The organism is Massilibacillus massiliensis (assembly GCF_900086705.1).
Taxonomy (GTDB): Bacteria; Bacillota; Negativicutes; order FLKF01; family FLKF01; genus Massilibacillus; species Massilibacillus massiliensis.
Genome location: NZ_LT575483.1, coordinates 2,388,810 through 2,405,862, shown reverse-complemented (window position 1 = coordinate 2,405,862; position 17,053 = coordinate 2,388,810). Strand labels below are relative to the sequence as shown.

Sequence of the window (17,053 nt, the reverse complement as noted above, 5' to 3'; positions counted from 1 at the left end):
TAGTATATATTGAAAAAAAAGCAACTGCAATAACCATAAAAACACTTTACAACAAATCAAGATTAAAACCTACAGATAATCAGCAGGAACTGGCAAAGCCTTTGTAGAAGGTAGATATAGTTTATATGAAGGAGATTTCTATGGCTATCTTAACACCTTTAATTTTAAAAATTTTATTTGTTTCACTGATTCTTTGTATTTGCTGTATCATCTTTCTTGCCGTGCGAAAAAAACAGATTTTTCCAATTGTTATTTGTCTGATTCTTCTTAGCATTCCCTTTATTTTTAAACCCTCACTGCCTGAAAAACCGGAACCGATGACTCCAGAGAAAGAACAGCTTTTCATTCAAGAGCAAATGAGCTTTGCCGAATGGTATACCTCTTATAAAAAAATGATTGATCGAATTGATCAGCATTGGCAGCAATATCATAAAATAATAAAATCCTTTCAAACTGACGAAATAAGTGCTGAGACCGCACATCTACGATTTATTGATCTATACACAAAAAGTAAAATACTTAATGAAGAGTTAACCCGGCTTACTCCACCAGCAAATTTAAGTAATCAAAATGATACACATGTCCTAGAAATTATTAATAAAACCAAAGATTTTTCTGACAAGCAAACTAAAATTATTGAGCAAAGTGTTTACGTACTTGACGAAAAAAACCTACGTATTAATAAACAACATCAGGAACAAGTCAACGCTTTGCAAACCATTTTTACACTTACAGATCCAGTCACTTTAGATATTAGCGAAAATCTTTCTGCAATAAAATCAAATTTAACCCCAGTTAATGAAAAAAAACAAGCGAACTAAAGTGTATCTAGAAACTAGTGGAATGGTCAATGGCGCAAAAAGCGTCGTCAGTGGCCGTTTTGATAGTTTTCAGATACGCCCTAAGCAATTTCGCTTGCTTTTTCTTAAACAGACCTTGTCCTTTAGTCCTATTTTTTTAATATTTGTAAAATATGGTTGTTTTTTGTCTATTCTAACGATATAATTGTATATATTAACAGTTGTACGTTTTTAGATTTGAGGTGTAGCATAAGATATGAAGATAACAAATGAAAATTCCGTTCGTTTAATTAACACAATATTCGCACTATTGATCGTTGTCTCAGCCTTTTTTTGCGTAAGTTCTTATTTATAATGATTTAAAATACACATATTTTTAATCAATAAAAATATAAACCCAAGAATGTAAGCTCCTACTTTACATTCTTGGGTTTTTTATTTTGCGGAATCTATCGTAGAATGTCAAATTAGCCCGGTTATACTATAAAAAGCCAAACAAATAAAGGCGATTGCCGTTTTTAATATCGTTAAGATAAAAATATCATAATAAGAATCTCTATGGGTTAAACCACAAACAGCAAAAAGTGTAACCAATGCACCTGAATGCGGTACTGTATCAATTCCTTCTGAAGCAATACAAACAATTCGATGTAGAATTTCCGGTGACATCTGCATGCTATTTGCCCAAGTAAGCCATTCATTACCGAGCATCCCTAAAGCTATGGTTAAGCCGCCTGATGCCGATCCAGTAATCCCCGTCATAATATTGGTTGTAATGATTGCGGAAAGTAACGGTCCGTCACCAACACTTAAATTGAGCAGCATTTCTTTGATGATTTGAAAACCTGGTAAAGTAGCGATAACACAGCCAAAAGCATAACCAGAGGCTACATTTAAAACTGCCGAAGTAGATGATACTGCTCCCACATTGATTGGAGAAAGCACGCCACCTTGTGTTTTTAAACGTTTTCGTCCAATAAATGCTGCAACAATACTGCTCATAATAAGCGCAACATTAATTGACCAAATCGCTTGTACACGGTCGACACTAGGGGCTAAAAGCGACAATTTGAGCGTTGAAAAATTTTCTAAGCTATGGCTATCCCAATGATACGCCCATTGCCAAGTAAAAGGATTACTGACAATTAAGTTCATCACCACAACGAGGATAAGTGGTAAGGCCGCCAGGCTCCAATGAGGCAAATCTTCTTTTATATTCTCTGGTTCATTTAAAACATAATTGCCATACCCTTCTCCGTGGCTTGCCAATTTTTTATGCCGATAACGAATCCAACTCCAAGCTATCATAAAATACAATACTGTGGCAAAAAGTCCCGTATGAATTCCCGCCCAAGTCGTTGTACCAAAAAAAGCGGTGGGAATAATATTTTGAATTTGCGGAGTTCCCGGAATTGCAATCATCGCATAGGTGAGTATCCCCATCCATAAAGTTGCCGGGAGTAATCGTTTGGGAATTTTTGCTTGTTTAAATAAAATAGCTGAGAACGGGTACATGACAAAAGCAACTACAAATACACTTAAACCTCCATAGGTTAAAGCCCCACAACCTAAAAGCACTGCTAAAATAGCCCTTTCTTTGCCAAGCGTTTGTACGATTTTGCTTGCAACTGCCGCTGCGAGTCCACCAGACTCCATGATCTTAGCAAAGACTGCGCCCAATAGAAATACCGGATAGTAGTTTTTAATATACTCTGCAGCTTTTGTCATATAAAGCTCACTATAAATCGGCATCGCCGCATAACCACTGCCAATCGCCGCAACCACAGCAAAAATAGGGGCGATTAATATAATGGAATACCCGCGATAAGCAAAATACATTAAACCAATTAAACTAATTAAAATTATGATAAGATCCATTTCGAACACCTCTCTTCACTGCGAAGAAAAATAGCAAGCATATAAAGCAATCTTAGACTGCCTCATATGCTTGATTTCATTTATTTACGCTGCAAGACCAATTTTTGAGAATATTGCATAGATGAATAACATACAGCCGATAAGCAGACAAGAAGCAAGCTTTACATGTTTCCACGGTGTTACATCTACCTCGTCAGTATGATGTTCAATAAAGGCCTCTGCTCTTGGTTTGTATTTACCAACCAGTAATAATACTAGAATATTGATTGGGAATAATGCACTTAAGATATAGAGAAAATGTATATCGCCCAAGAATACTTTTGAAGCACCATATAAAACAATATGAGAGAGCAAAGCGATTTTGACTGCCATAGCAGGGACCCATTTAGAATATATCCCAACAACTACAGCAGCAATAATTGGTATGTTGTAGAAGCCAAAGCTTTCTTGCAGATAATAATACAAGCCGGATGGTGCAAAGTAGATTAATGGCGCAACTAAAATTGCGATACCAGCTAAAGCGATAGCAAATCTACGGCCTACTTTTACTGTTTGTTCTTCTGTTGCTGCCTGATTAATCATTGGTTTATAGATATCAAGTGAAAATAAGGTTACCGAACTGCTAAGTGCTCCATTGAAGGCGCTCATGATCGCACCAAATAAGATCGCCGCAAAAAGTCCAGTAAGAGGTTTCGGCAATACATCCATTACCAAGGTAGGATACGCCATATCTGCATTAGATAAAGATGTCCCATAAAGATGATACGCAATAATGCCTGGAATCACGAGAAAAAATGCATCAATGATTTTAAAGAACCCTGCATACAAGGCACCTTTTTGTGCTTCCGCCAAATTGATTGCCCCAAAAGCCCTTTGTACAATCGCTTGGTTCGTACAAAAATAGAATAAGTTATTAAAAAATAGTCCTAGAAATAACGTTGGCCAAGGCACCGGAGAGCTATTATCGCCAATGGCATTTAATTTTTCCGGATGATTGGTAACTAAGGTTTTAACCCCTTCGACCAAACTACCATCAGCTAAAGCAATCAAACCTAAGATAGGTATGAATAAACCACCAACTAATAAACCAACACTATTGATCGTATCAGATACTGCAACGGCTTTTAAACCACCGCTTACAACATAACTAATACCAATACAGCCTATCATCGCGGCAATCATTGCCACGGATGCCATTTGGCTAACACCAATCCACTCGTGTATGCTAAAAAGCCCATCTAACACCAAAGCACCGGAATACAATACCGTAGGTAAAAATACCAATCCATATCCCAATAAAAATAAGATCGTAATAATTTGTCTAACACGACTGTCATAGCGCTGTTCTAAAAATTTTGGAATTGTCGCTATCCCGCTTTTTAAATACTTGGGTAAAAATATCATCGCAAAACAAATTAATGCGACCGGTGCTGTAACTTCCCAGGCCATAACTACCATAGAAGTCTTATAACTTTGTCCATTCAGTCCAACCAATTGTTCTGTCGACAAATTTGTCAAAATTAAAGACCCCGCAATAAATATACCAGTTAAACTACGCCCGCCTAAAAAATATCCCTCGGCACTCTGCATATTATCATGCTTACATTTATACCACGAATACAAAGCAACTAATCCTGTATAGGCAAGAAAACTCATTATTGGCACAAAGTGTTCCATTTTGTTACCCCCATATTGATATTTCACAAAATTTAGACAATGCTAAACTAATCATAGGCACAAATGCATGCATCATCCCTATAATTGCGAAATTATTATGACTATTTCGATAAATCCTAGTGTAAACATACTTTTTTTATTGGCAGGCAAAAAACTCTCCTCGTGCATATTTTTTGCCTGCTGCTATTGTGCTAAATACAGAGTAACCGCTAGATTTTTGCTGTCTTTTTAATATAGGCTCTTGCTTTTTGTGCATATTCAAATGGATTTGCTTTAGCAGGATCTTGTTCTGCTTCGACGATGAACCAACCTTGATATTTTGCATTTGCTAATATTTCAAAAATTGGCGTAAAATCAATGGAACCGTCGCCGGGGACTGTAAAGGCACCTAAGCGAACCCCCTCTAAAAAGCTGCCTTGCTTTGCTTTCACTTCTTGTACTCTTTCAGCTCGAATATCTTTTAAATGCACGTGTTTAATACGATCTACATGCTTTTTCAACACGGCTAAATGATCTTCTCCTGCATAAACTAAGTGCCCACTGTCAAATAATAGATATACAAACGCAGGATCTGTCATTTTCATCAATTTATCAATTTCTGCTGCTGTTTGTACGCCCGTCCCCATATGATGATGATAAACGACCTTCATGCCTTTTTCTTTTGCAAGTGCGCCAAGTTGATTTAATCCTGTAGCAAGTTTCGTCCATTCTGCCTCTGTAAAATATGGTTTTCCAGCAAAAATCGGCGTTTTTATTTGCCCTTGAATACTGTGTCCTTGTTCAGATACGACCACTACTTTGGCACCCATTACATATAAAAAATCACGATGTTCAATAAACGCATCTATTGTTTCTTGCAATGGTTTTGTGGTTAAAAAAGAACTAAACCAAGCACTCGCAATCTTTAGTCCACGCAGTTTTAATGCTTTGCCTAAAATCTCCGTATTTCTAGGATATTTATTGCCGACTTCGCACCCCGTAAATCCAGCCAAAGCCATTTCACTGATACACTGTTCAAACGTATTTTCTTTGCCTAAGTCAGGCATATCATCATTCGTCCAAGCAATTGGTGCAATCCCTAAGTGAATCTCATTTATATTTAACATAAGTTACGCTCCCCAACCCTTTATTTTATAAACTTCTACACACTTCGTAAACTCTATTTTTATAAAAATGCAAATTATAAATTCAAGCCCACCCTAGATTTATTTATAAGCCAAAAGCTTGCTTAATTTCAGCAATTTTAACTGGTCTATTTTCAAGTAATGATTTTTTAGCAGCCAGACCGATGATGACTGGTTCTAATCCATCCTGTGCATTTACCATAACTTCTTTATCTTCAGTGATTGCATCAACAAAAGCACCAATTTCATCAGCATAAGCACGCATATAACGTTCTAAGAAGAAATACAATGGTTTCTCCGCAGTAACACCATCTTTATTGCTCAGAACTGCATTGGAGGCACTATCATTACCGATTTGAATTACACCTTCTGTTCCAAACACTTCAGCGCGTTGATCGTAGCCATACGCAGCCTGCCGGCAGTTATCAATTACAGCCATCGCACCATTGGCAAGTTTTAAGCTGATAATTGCCGTGTCAACATCACCGGCTTCACCAATCGCTGGATCAACCGTAACACCGCCTACAGTGTATACTTCATCCACTTCACTGCCAGACAAAAATCTAACCATATCAAAATCATGAATTGTCATATCTAAGAACATGCCGCCAGAAACTTTTACATAACTGATTGGCGGCGCCTCCGGATCACGCGAAGTAATTTTAATAATTTGTTGTTTACCAATTTTATCTGCAGCAACTGCTTCTTGCGCAGCTTTAAAATTATGATCAAAACGGCGGTTGAATCCAACTTGATATTTTCGATCAGAAGCTTTGACAACAGCTAAAACTTCTTTGATTTTTTCTACATTGTGATCAATTGGCTTTTCACAAAAAACATGTTTTCCAGCTTTGATTGCTTCAATAGAAATGAGTGAATGCATATCGGTTGAAGCACAAATAAGCACCGCATCAATTTCAGAATCAGCCAGAATTTTTTTATAATCCGTGTAGCTGTACTCTATTCCCATAGATTTCGCCCATGCTTTTGTTGCATCATTTAGAAACGGGTCAGCGATTGCTTTTACCACAGCATTTTTTACATATTTAGTAATACTCTCTCCATGAACTTTACCAATACGACCTGCACCAATAATACCAATTTTCAACATTTCAAAATCCACCCTTCAATATATGCACTCTTATTTTGAGTAAGTATTAATACCGTCTCGCTTTGTCTAAGAAGTTTTTACGGTTTTGATATGCGGTATGGATCTTAGCATTGCTAGAAATTTCAGCTAAGCCAACATTCCAATCTGCACCATACCCATGGGTCATTGTTTTTGGTAATACTTTTATATCAAATAATGTTGATACGGTTTGTTTTTTTGCATCTATAATCGCCGCTTCCAATTCTGCTACCGTATGGATGGAATATGTTTTTGCCCCATAAGCTTCGGCATTTTTCGCAAAATCGATTTGCATTAGCACGCCATTGGCTTTTCCATCTTTGGAACGTTTTCTAAATTCCGTATAGAAGCTGCCCATACCGTTCCCCATTTGCAGATTGTTGATACAGCCAAAACCACTGTTATCAAGTAAAACAATATTGGTTTTTATCCCCTCTTGAATGCTCGTTACCAATTCTGTATGCAGCATCAGATAGCTGCCATCACCAACAAAAGCATATACTTCACGATTTTCTTCCGCTAATTTAGCCCCAATCGATGCCGCAACCTCATAGCCCATACAGGAATAACCATATTCCATATGATAACCGCCAACTTGTTTTGGACGCCATACCCGCTGTAAACATCCCGGTAAACTTCCCGATGCGCCAACAACAATGGCATCCTCATCAAGTAATCGATCAAATACACCAATTACTTCCGTTTGCGTCAAGCAAGTTTTTAAAGATTCGCTATATTCGGTCATCTTACTTTCATGAAAATCACCGGAAACTTCTGGTACAAAATTAGGGCAATATTTAACAGCATATAGCCGGTCTAACTCTCGCTGCCATTTTTCTTTTGCAAGCTTGATTTCATCAGTATAACCGGCTTTATAATTTACCTTTCTCAGTTCCTCTTCCAATTTTTTTAGACCAACTTTTGCATCAGCGACAACTTTTACCGCATCTAATTTGCCCGCATGAAAATCAGAAACATTGATCGTTAAAAATTCTACATTAGGTGCGTCAAATACACCTTTTGATCCCGTTGTAAAGTCAGTAAATCTCGTACCAATCCCGATAACCAAATCAGCTTGATGCGCTATATCATTTGCTGCTGAATTACCAGTTACACCGATTCCACCTAAATTATATGTATGATTATAAATAACCGCACTCTTGCCAGCCTGCGTCTCCCCATACGGAATATGAAAAGCCTCCGAAAAACTTTTTAATTCTTCACCAGCTTCGGCATAGCGTACTCCGCCGCCGCAAATAATGATTGGTTTTTTCTTGCGCGTGATAATCTTCACCGCATCTGCAATCGCTGCTTCTACTGGCAATCTCCGATCAATCCGGTGAACGCGCTCTTGAAAGAAATACTCTGGAAAATCATAAGCTTCACCTTGTACATCTTGTGGCAATGCAATCGTCACTGCTCCAGTGTTTGCCTGATCGGTCAATACCCGCATTGCATTGATCATTGCCGTCATCAATTGTTCTGGGCGGCTTACCCTATCCCAATATTTACTTACGGCTTGGAAGGCATCGTTGGTCGAGATTGCCAAACTATTTGTTTGCTCAATCTGTTGTAGAACAGGATCGGGCTGACGAGTTGCAAAGACATCCCCGGGCAAGAGTAAAAGTGGAATATTATTTGCCGTTGCCGTCGCAGCCGCCGTAATCATATTTGCTGCACCAGGGCCTACGGATGATGTACACGCATAGACCTGATAACGATTCTTTTGTTTTGCAAAACCAGTCGCAATATGTGCCATACCTTGTTCATTTTTTCCCTGATAAACTTCTAGTTTATGTTCTAATTCTTCCAGCGCCTGTCCCAGACCAACGACATTACCGTGACCAAATATAGTAAAAACTCCGCGAACAAATTTGGTTTTCTTGCCGTCCACTTCGATATACTGTTGGTCAAGAAATCTAACGACTGCTTGGGCAACGGTCATTCTTACAAACCCCATTGTTTCCCTCATCCTTCCTTATTCTTTTATTTCGGTTCCCATATTTTTACACCATCTTCTAATAACCAGACATGCGCTACATCATCCGTTCTTGTTTTATTCCAAGGATCATTTGGCAAATGACGAATCATCCAGCTATACCACATCGCATACCCCGGTGCTGTCACTTGCGGATGACTATCGCCACCAGGAATGGCTGAATAACTGTTATGCGAGATCTTGAAAGCGTCCTCACCAATAAACGAGCAGCCAAAGCCTTGCGGTTTATTAAACTTGTAAGTATAGACCTCCGGCTGCGGATGTGTATGCGGAATATATCCCGACCATCTACCAGGACGATTAATTACTTCACCATTTACCATATTAGAATATGGGGCATTCGAATAATCAAATATCGTCCTTACGGTACGTTCAGCAGTACCATTCCATACCCCAGCACCAAATTGATCACATTGGCAATCCTCCGGTTTATAAAACTTAGGAACGAAATGTTTTTCATTCTCAGTTTTTTGAATCAATACCTCAGCATTGCGATTGGCTTGCATAATAACTTCAATTCCTGCTGGAACATGTAAGCAGTATGGATTATCATCAAAAAGTGAATTTCTCTTCATAGTTTCCGTTTGATGCTCCCAATGAACCATTACTTCACCAGTTAAAATAACAAATGCAGTTTCCTTCTGCGCATCTTTGAATGTTAATTTTTCTTGCGCATTCATGACTTGATAACCGATATCCATAAGCATTGCACTTTCACAAGTTGTCATAGCATTGTAGCCATGTTTCAATTCACCCAAGCGACCAAACTTCATAGCGCATCCCTCCAACCAATTGAGGTAATAACTTTTTCCTCTTTATGCTCTTCAATAAATGCATGAATCGCATCTGCACTTTGCATCGCATCAGAGCAACTATGACTTGCAACAACCATTGCCGCATGTGCTGTTGCATATTCTAAAGCCTTGTCTAAGCTCCATCCTACAAGTAACCCATAAATAAAGGCTGATGCATAAGCATCTCCACCGCCAAAGGATTTCAATAACTTAATATGAAATGATTCCACTTTAAAAGCTTTTTTATCTGCACTATAGGCAATTGAACCTTTTTTGCCGTGTTTTATAATAACAATTTTATTACCAAACTTCATATATTTTTCAGCAATTTCATAATCGGGCACTTGATTATTTTCCGGGAGCATTTCAGTAAGCTCAAACTCTTCTCTGGATCCAATAATGATATCACTCATTTGTCCTACCAATGAATAATAAATGCCAATTTCAGCTTTTGACTTCCAAGTATACCCGCGATAGTCAATATCAAAAATAACTTTTACACCGTGTTTTTTTGCATATTTAATCGCAAGAAAACAAGCCTCTCTTGATGGACTGGCTGCTAATGCAGTACCAGATACCAATAAAATTTTACTATTTTTTATGTATTCTTCTGAAACATCCTCCGTGGAAATTTGCAGATCCGCTACGCCGTAACGATACATCAAAATTTGGCTGTCCGTTGGACTAGAAATTTCAGTAAACGTAAGACCTAGATTTTCACCGTTTTTTGCTCTTACAACACTCGTTGTATCAATCTTTCTTTCATTAAAATAATCCAAAACAAATGTACCAAATTGATCATCAGATACAGCCCCGATAAACCCAACCTGTTTCCCTAATTTCGATACACCAACTGCAATATTTGCAGGTGATCCCCCCACATATTTCGTAAAAGTATTTACCTTATCTAATGTACGATTCAATTCATTTGGATTAAAATCAATTGCTGCCCGACCGATCAATACAATATCCATAGACTTCGTGTTATCAAATTCAATCACTGCCATTTGCTCTTCTCTCCTTACGCTTTATCTTTTAAACCAAAAATCAACATATGTTTTTTTACATTTCCATAGGTCGCCATCATTACAGTGTCCGTATGATCAAAATAATTGAATTCAGGTTTTTCCCTTGCTAACTGTTTGACATCCCTTGCCACGCTGTCATAAGATGCTGTTGCAATATTAATTTTCTTTATTCCATTTTGTAAACTGTTTTTAAAATCCTGTTCAGTTAGCCCTGTACCACCATGCAAAACAAGTGGGCATGCAACGGCTTTTGTTAGTTCTTTCAATCTATCAATACGAAGTTTTGGTGCTTCTTTATAGTTACCATGTGCCGTGCCAATTGCTACGGCTAAAGCATCCACTTTTGTTGCTTCGTAAAATTTTACCGCCTCATCAACACTTGTGATCATGATATCCACACTTTCATAATCGCCTTCAGCACCACCAACTCTGCCGATTTCAGCCTCGACATTTGCATCATACCGATCTGCAAGGTTCTTAACTTGCTTCGTCTTTTCAATATTTATATCCAATGGATACTGTGAACCATCGAACATCACTGAAGTAAATCCGATCTCCAATGCTTGATGAATGGTTTCAATTGTTCCACCATGATCGAGGTGTACTGCTACCGGAACTTTTGCTTCTTTTGCTGCAGCTACCATCATCGGTCCAAGTGTATGCAGCGGAGAATACTTCAATCTACCTTCTGCGATTTGAATAATCACAGGCGCATTTAATTCTTCAGCTGCTTTTATCGTCCCCATTACCATCTCCATATTTGAGACATTAAAAGAACCGATTGCATAGGAATTATCCTTTATCCCAAGTAAAAGTTTCTCTAACTTAACGATTGGCATCTCTTTTCCTCCTTTCTTTACAATCTAAACTAATAGAGTTTTTTGTATATTTCGATAATTTCATCTTTTGTTGGCACTCTCATTGTATTCCCTGGGCTTCCGCTATCCAAAGCATCCTCTGCCATCTTGTCTAGTCTAGCAAAGAAGTTTTCTTTCTCTACACCCAATTCTTCGAGTGTTGGCACTTTGAGCACATTGCAAAAACGCTCAATCTCTTTTACCATTGCCTGCGCAGCCTGCGCAGCCGTCATATGTTCGTCTGCAACTCCCATAATTTTTGCAATCTCAGCAAATCTTTCTGTATTCTTTTGAATTGCAAATTCCATGCAACATGAAAGAAGTATTGCATTACTTACACCATGCGCGATATGAAAAATTGCACCAATTGGTCTGCTCATCCCATGAACAATCGTAACCGACGCATTGTTAAATGCAATTCCTGCCTCATGCGCACCAATTGACATCTGAAGCCTTGCATCCTCATTTTTACCGTCAGCAAAACAGATTGGTAAGTTTCTGTGTATCCGTTTAATTGCTGATAATGCAAATATATCAGATAATGGCTGTGCTTTTCTTGAAGTATAAGCTTCAATCGCATGCGTTAATGCATCTATCCCAGTCGCTACAGTCACCTTTTGCGGTGCTGTCATTGTAAATGTCGGATCGACTATCGCAAGTGCCGGTAAAATAGACGGCCCTGCAAGCAACATCTTCACGTCATTTTCCGTATCTGCAATAATCGTAAACTGCGTAGCCTCTGAACCGGTCCCCGCCGTTGTCGGAATTGCCACCAGATAAGGAACTTCTGTATCAATAACTTTTTTCATATAGCTGCTGATTTTACCAGTATTATTTGACATAAAGCCGATTGCCTTTGCTGTATCGATTGGACTTCCGCCACCAAGTGCTATTAAAAAATCGCATTTCTGTTCTTTATAAAGTCGCACTCCTTCATCTACCATTTTGTCAGTAGGTTCACTGTTAACCCCATCATATACATAGTATTGAATATTTGATTGATCCAAAACTTCTGTTAATTTTGCAACATTACTAAATTGTACCATAAATTTATCCGTTACGATCAAGGCTTTTTTTCCTTTATCTTGAATATGATCTCCAATCTGTTTCACTGCCCCAAGTCCGGTTACTATCTTTGATGGAACTAAAAATACATTACTCATCGTAGCCTTTACCTCTTTCTTCTCATATTTGATTATGTTTTGATGTTTTTATGATTATCTATTGATTATCTATTGGTTATAAATTAATATATTTCGATTGTTTTGTCAATAGGTTTTTACGATTTATAAAAAGTATCGTTATATAAATTTCGACTATTCTTTTACTGTTTGCTCCATAAAAAATTATGTGAAAGCTTTACTACAGCGTCTATATATGGTATGATCTTTTGACAAACTATTGATTAACTATTGATTAACTATTGATGAGGATACAGGTGATATAGCGTGAAAATTAATCGTATTGAAAAAATTGAAGATTTTCTTAAATTCGAAAAAACAGCGTCTTGGGATAAATTGTGCGAAACATTTGGCGTGTCTAAAAATACATTGCGTCGTGATGTAAACGAGTTAGAAAAGCGAGGCTTTATTAAAAGAGTTTACGGGGGCATTATGCTCAAAGAGACAGATGTGCCTGAGCCTTTTGAATCACGTGAAATAAAGCATAAATCACAAAAGAAAATCGTCGCTAAATTAGCCAATGATTTAATCAATGATGGCGATGTCATCTATATTGATTCCGGCACGACAACAATGCATCTTGTCCCTTTCTTAGAATCACACAGCGGTTTGACCGTCATTACTTCAAATTTATACGTAATCAATGCTGCGCGGGATTATCCGAAATTGAATATCCTTTCCCCCGGCGGAGTATTTTACCCACCTTCCAATGCTTTCGTTGGACCAAGCATTTTACGATTTTTAGAGGATTACACAATTTCGAAAACCTTTTTTGCTTCGACAGGCGTTTCCATTGATAAAGGCGTAGCAAATGCATCGCCGCTAGAGGCCGAAATAAAAAGTTATTTAATTAAAAAAAGTTGTAAAAACATCTTATTGGTCGATTCATCTAAAATTGACGGTGCATCCCTCATGAAATATTGTGATTTAAAAGATTTGGATTATTTTGTGACAGACCAAATGCCGCCAGATAAATATATTTCATATTTTAACGAACATCATATTCAGTTAGTCACAAAATAAATCTGCACATCAATAAAAAAGAAGCCGCCTCCAAATTTGGAGACAGCTTCTTTTTTATTGATACTTGCTTTATTTATCCAGCAACCATCGTAATAACCGCATTTTTAGAAAGTTTCGCCTTATACAAAACAGCATCCACAAAATCAATGATTTCTGTAATCTTAAGGTTCTTCTTAAACTCTACAACACCTACACTGACAGTTACATATTCGCACTGCCGATCTACATTACTGCGGATTCGCTCCGAAATCATTTTTGCTTTTTTTATTTCCGTTCCAGAAAAAATAATAGCAAATTCATCCCCACCAAGGCGGATTACAGAATCCGTACTACGAACATTCTGCATCAATACATTGGCTATTTTTTTTATTACCTTATCTCCAGCACTATGTCCATATTTATCATTCACCTGCTTAAAATTATCCACATCAATCAGTGCAATACATAAATTCTGCTGCTTCTTCCTTTTATCATGCAATTCTTTATTTAACCGATAATAAAAATATTTACGATTCCAGACACCTGTCAAAAAATCACAATATGCCCAATGATGCAGTACCCGTATCATTTTACCATTTACTAAGCCTAAAAAAACCAAGATCGCTGTAAAGCATATCCATATTATTTCTTCCGTTATAGCAACTAAGCCAAACTGTAAAATCTTATGCACGATATACATACTCAGTCCAAGAAAAAAACCAAATGCACCCATAACATAATTGGCATTACGAAATAATGTATGTTTCACCTAACTATCTCCTAATCACAATTACGATCAGTCGGATTTATGAAAACAGCTGCTCTATGCTTTCTTATTTTTTTATCATATATTCAGGACTTCTATTTTTAAAATATATCAACTGCAAATTACACTGCTCCGCAAATTCACTGGCAATCTTAAAATAACTGCCAATTGCTTGCTTAGTATGCGCATCAGAACCAAGCACTGTCATTCTGCCGCCTAATTCATAATATCGTTTATAAATTGGGGTCAATGCTTTGATCACATTTCGATCACCAAAGCGCCGACTATTCAACTCCAAGACTATATTTTTCTCTATAATGCTTTTCAATATCAAATCCAAGTAATCTTGGAATTCATGATAATAGATTTCAGTCTCTTCATAAGGAGCGTAACGTGCAATGTAATCAATATGCCCTAGAGCATCAATGAAAGTATATTCTTTTAAACAATTTACCATGGTCTCAAAATAACGAGCGTAAGTTTCTTTTTTGGCACGACCATGATAAAAATCATCATAATATATATCTATGCCGTCTACCAGATGAATAGAACCTAAAACATAATCAAATTTATAATTTTTTATGATATCAAAGCTATTTTTTAGGCAGATGTTTTGCATGCCAAGCTCAATTCCCAGCAAAAACAAATCATTTCGATATGGAGCATACGCATCAAAATAACGATCTACATCAAATATAAACTGTCCTTTTTCAGGATACGACAAATCCATATGCTCCGTTGTAATAAACCCGAGCCCAAGCGTTTTTGCCTGTTGCATTGCATCCATAATCGACATTGTAGAATCCGAAGAAAAATCAGTATGTACATGCGTATCAAAAATCATTGTTTCAGCTCCTTTTTCTTTCTACAAATACTAGATCATAAACAACGTAAACGATCATTTTCATCCATGCATAAACAACCAAATCGCTTTATAGGCTTTTCTCCATCATATCACCAAACATGCCACAATACCACCAATAATAAAAGCAATCAACCAAGACCCCATCCATATCATTAAGCCTTCAAATTTTCCGCGTTCTTTAAACATAACAATCACCGATGCAATACATGGTACAAATAAGGTAATCGTAATCAAAGCCACGATAAGCTGCCCCGGATTAAGCGGCATATGAGAAATCCCAGCCGCACCAAAATCTCGACGAATAAGTCCCATAATAAACACATTTGCTGTTTCACGCGGTAATTTTAATATTCCCATCGTAAGCGGCGCTAACCAATTTTGAATTACATCAAGCAAATCGGTTACTTGCAGTGTCGTAATAAATAGCGCACCTAAGGCAAAAATAGGCGCGGCCTCTTTAATAAAAGCATAAGATTTACCGATCATCTTCGTTAACACATTCCTAAATCGCGGCAAACGAATCGGCGGTAAATCAATGAATAAATCCGTCGTTTTCCCTGGCAGCAACTGATGCAGCATTTTACCAACAATGCCTAGAACAAACAGCATAACCCCTACATACAAAGCAACATATTGAATACCAAGCCCTGCTAATAAACCAGTAATAACACCAAGCTGCGCGGAGCAGGGAATTGTAAGCCCAAGCAAAGATACTGCAATGGTTCGCTCACGCTGAGAGCCTAGCAATCTTGTTGAAATCGTCGCCATTGTGACACAACCAAAACCTAGAATCATTGGAATAACAGCCCGACCATTCAACCCCACCGCGTGCATCATCCGATCTAACAAAGTGGCAAGTCGCGGCAAATATCCTGAGTCTTCCATAACGGATAAAACGAAGTAAAATCCTAAAACGAGCGGCAAAAGCAGCCCAAATACATAGCTAACCGTCATCGTCAAAATGCCAAATTCACCAATCAAATATTTCCCCACAACGGATTCTTCCGAAATAAAATCGCAAACAACATTGCGAATAAAAGGCTCATATACACCTCGCATCATACGTTCTTCCGTAATCTCAGCAACATCTTGCGCAACAAAGACACCAATCATATAGTACATGATAACCAATACAAAGATTAAAATCAGACTGCCACTCAAAGGCCGTAACATAGCTCTGCCTACTTTTACAGAAAACCGCATTTCATGTTTAGCATAACGAACCACCTCTTGTACCAATTGGTCTACCGCTTGACGCCGTGCCTGATAAATAGATTCACGTTTTTCACCAGGCTTCACCCGATGATTCCGCGCAATATGAAGATCTCCCTCCGCAATTAAAAGCGCCTCAGCTTTTGTACACTTATGCGTAATAAAAGGTTCCACTTCTGCCTGAATTTCCGGAATTTCATTCCCGATTCTCGCTTGATATAAGCTTGCTTTTATCTGTGAAATCCCCTCACCTTTTATCGCAACAGCAGGTATGATAGGTACACCCAACTTTTCTTCAAGTGCTGTAACATGAATTTTAATGCCTTGCGCTTTTACATCATCCATCATATTAAGAACGACCAATGTTGGAATTCCTGTTTGAATTACCTGCATCGTTAAGAATAAATCCCGTTCTAAATGCACTGCATCCACAACATTTATAATAACGTCAGCCGATAAAATCACATCTCGTGCAACTCTTTCTTCGTCATTAAAAGATGAAATTCCATAAACACCAGGTGTATCAACAATAAGAGCATCTCCAAATCTACCATACGAAAGATCAACCGTCGTTCCCGGAAAATTGGATACTTCAGCATAAATTCCCGTCAATAAATTAAAAAGTACAGATTTGCCAACATTCGGATTACCGGTTAAAACGATTTTTTTATCATTTTTAGATAATTTTACATTACCAAGTGCACTGCAGTTCATTTACTCACCTCTTCGTCACTTAGTAAA

General features: G+C 37.7%; 14 protein-coding genes. 2 read left to right on the top strand and 12 right to left on the bottom strand.

Annotated features, from left to right (window positions below):
- Positions 1–140 precede the first annotated feature (140 nt).
- Positions 141–821: a hypothetical protein gene (locus BN6559_RS11620; RefSeq protein WP_110954870.1), complete on the top strand. Its 681-nt coding sequence runs from the start codon at positions 141–143 to the stop codon at positions 819–821.
- A gap of 441 nt (positions 822–1,262) precedes the next feature.
- Here the strand turns inward: BN6559_RS11620 and BN6559_RS11615 are convergent, their stop codons facing one another.
- The 9 genes from BN6559_RS11615 to BN6559_RS11575 form a co-directional block, all read right to left on the bottom strand.
- The gene (locus BN6559_RS11615) at positions 1,263–2,678 is read right to left on the bottom strand and encodes a GntP family permease (RefSeq protein ID WP_110954869.1); all 1,416 of its coding nucleotides are present in this window, start codon (positions 2,676–2,678) and stop codon (positions 1,263–1,265) included.
- Between the two features lie 84 nt (positions 2,679–2,762).
- On the bottom strand, positions 2,763–4,355 hold the full coding sequence (locus BN6559_RS11610; RefSeq protein WP_110954868.1) for a solute:sodium symporter family transporter: 1,593 nt from the start codon (positions 4,353–4,355) through the stop codon (positions 2,763–2,765).
- 209 nt (positions 4,356–4,564) lie between these two features.
- Positions 4,565–5,461 (bottom strand): myo-inosose-2 dehydratase, encoded by an 897-nt coding sequence (gene iolE, locus BN6559_RS11605; RefSeq protein WP_110954867.1) that lies wholly within the window; start codon positions 5,459–5,461, stop codon positions 4,565–4,567.
- Between the two features lie 103 nt (positions 5,462–5,564).
- Entirely contained in the window at positions 5,565–6,590 is a 1,026-nt protein-coding gene (gene iolG, locus BN6559_RS11600; protein ID WP_110954866.1) for an inositol 2-dehydrogenase, read from the bottom strand.
- Between the two features lie 46 nt (positions 6,591–6,636).
- Complete coding sequence (gene iolD / locus BN6559_RS11595; RefSeq protein WP_110954865.1) at positions 6,637–8,568, bottom strand: 3D-(3,5/4)-trihydroxycyclohexane-1,2-dione acylhydrolase (decyclizing); 1,932 nt, start codon at positions 8,566–8,568, stop codon at positions 6,637–6,639.
- A gap of 26 nt (positions 8,569–8,594) precedes the next feature.
- On the bottom strand, positions 8,595–9,380 hold the full coding sequence (locus BN6559_RS11590; RefSeq protein WP_110954864.1) for a 5-deoxy-glucuronate isomerase: 786 nt from the start codon (positions 9,378–9,380) through the stop codon (positions 8,595–8,597).
- Positions 9,377–10,408 carry a 5-dehydro-2-deoxygluconokinase gene (gene iolC, locus BN6559_RS11585; RefSeq protein WP_110954863.1) on the bottom strand — a complete coding sequence of 344 codons (1,032 nt, stop codon included), beginning with the start codon at positions 10,406–10,408 and terminating at the stop codon, positions 9,377–9,379. Before iolC ends, BN6559_RS11590 begins: the two co-directional genes overlap by 4 nt.
- Positions 10,409–10,422: 14 nt before the next feature.
- Positions 10,423–11,268 (bottom strand): class II fructose-bisphosphate aldolase, encoded by an 846-nt coding sequence (locus BN6559_RS11580; RefSeq protein WP_110954862.1) that lies wholly within the window; start codon positions 11,266–11,268, stop codon positions 10,423–10,425.
- Between the two features lie 29 nt (positions 11,269–11,297).
- Positions 11,298–12,449 (bottom strand): iron-containing alcohol dehydrogenase, encoded by a 1,152-nt coding sequence (locus BN6559_RS11575; RefSeq protein ID WP_110954861.1) that lies wholly within the window; start codon positions 12,447–12,449, stop codon positions 11,298–11,300.
- Positions 12,450–12,734: 285 nt separating this feature from the next.
- Between BN6559_RS11575 and BN6559_RS11570 the strand changes: the two genes are divergently transcribed.
- Complete coding sequence (locus tag BN6559_RS11570; RefSeq protein ID WP_110954860.1) at positions 12,735–13,490, top strand: DeoR/GlpR family DNA-binding transcription regulator; 756 nt, start codon at positions 12,735–12,737, stop codon at positions 13,488–13,490.
- A 73-nt stretch (positions 13,491–13,563) separates the two neighbouring features.
- Here BN6559_RS11570 and BN6559_RS11565 read toward each other — a convergent pair whose 3' ends face one another.
- From BN6559_RS11565 to feoB, 3 genes are all read right to left on the bottom strand, one after another.
- Positions 13,564–14,238, bottom strand: a complete 675-nt coding sequence (locus BN6559_RS11565) for a GGDEF domain-containing protein (protein ID WP_110954859.1) — start codon at positions 14,236–14,238, stop codon at positions 13,564–13,566.
- Positions 14,239–14,302: 64 nt separating this feature from the next.
- Positions 14,303–15,079 carry a histidinol phosphate phosphatase gene (locus BN6559_RS11560; RefSeq protein WP_199883954.1) on the bottom strand — a complete coding sequence of 259 codons (777 nt, stop codon included), beginning with the start codon at positions 15,077–15,079 and terminating at the stop codon, positions 14,303–14,305.
- Positions 15,080–15,184: 105 nt separating this feature from the next.
- Entirely contained in the window at positions 15,185–17,026 is a 1,842-nt protein-coding gene (gene feoB / locus BN6559_RS11555) for a ferrous iron transport protein B (protein WP_110954858.1), read from the bottom strand.
- Positions 17,027–17,053 lie beyond the last annotated feature (27 nt).

What these genes read in the sequence shown, in the direction of transcription:
- iolD (WP_110954865.1), bottom strand. Translation starts at nt 8,568, where the DNA reads ATGGGGTTTGTAAGAATGACCGTTGCCCAAGCAGTCGTTAGATTTCTT.
- BN6559_RS11620 (WP_110954870.1), top strand. Translation starts at nt 141, where the DNA reads ATGGCTATCTTAACACCTTTAATTTTAAAAATTTTATTTGTTTCACTG.
- BN6559_RS11580 (WP_110954862.1), bottom strand. Translation starts at nt 11,268, where the DNA reads ATGCCAATCGTTAAGTTAGAGAAACTTTTACTTGGGATAAAGGATAAT.
- iolC (WP_110954863.1), bottom strand. Translation starts at nt 10,408, where the DNA reads ATGGCAGTGATTGAATTTGATAACACGAAGTCTATGGATATTGTATTG.
- iolE (WP_110954867.1), bottom strand. Translation starts at nt 5,461, where the DNA reads ATGTTAAATATAAATGAGATTCACTTAGGGATTGCACCAATTGCTTGG.
- BN6559_RS11610 (WP_110954868.1), bottom strand. Translation starts at nt 4,355, where the DNA reads ATGGAACACTTTGTGCCAATAATGAGTTTTCTTGCCTATACAGGATTA.
- BN6559_RS11615 (WP_110954869.1), bottom strand. Translation starts at nt 2,678, where the DNA reads ATGGATCTTATCATAATTTTAATTAGTTTAATTGGTTTAATGTATTTT.
- BN6559_RS11560 (WP_199883954.1), bottom strand. Translation starts at nt 15,079, where the DNA reads ATGATTTTTGATACGCATGTACATACTGATTTTTCTTCGGATTCTACA.
- iolG (WP_110954866.1), bottom strand. Translation starts at nt 6,590, where the DNA reads ATGTTGAAAATTGGTATTATTGGTGCAGGTCGTATTGGTAAAGTTCAT.
- BN6559_RS11590 (WP_110954864.1), bottom strand. Translation starts at nt 9,380, where the DNA reads ATGAAGTTTGGTCGCTTGGGTGAATTGAAACATGGCTACAATGCTATG.
- BN6559_RS11575 (WP_110954861.1), bottom strand. Translation starts at nt 12,449, where the DNA reads ATGAGTAATGTATTTTTAGTTCCATCAAAGATAGTAACCGGACTTGGG.
- feoB (WP_110954858.1), bottom strand. Translation starts at nt 17,026, where the DNA reads ATGAACTGCAGTGCACTTGGTAATGTAAAATTATCTAAAAATGATAAA.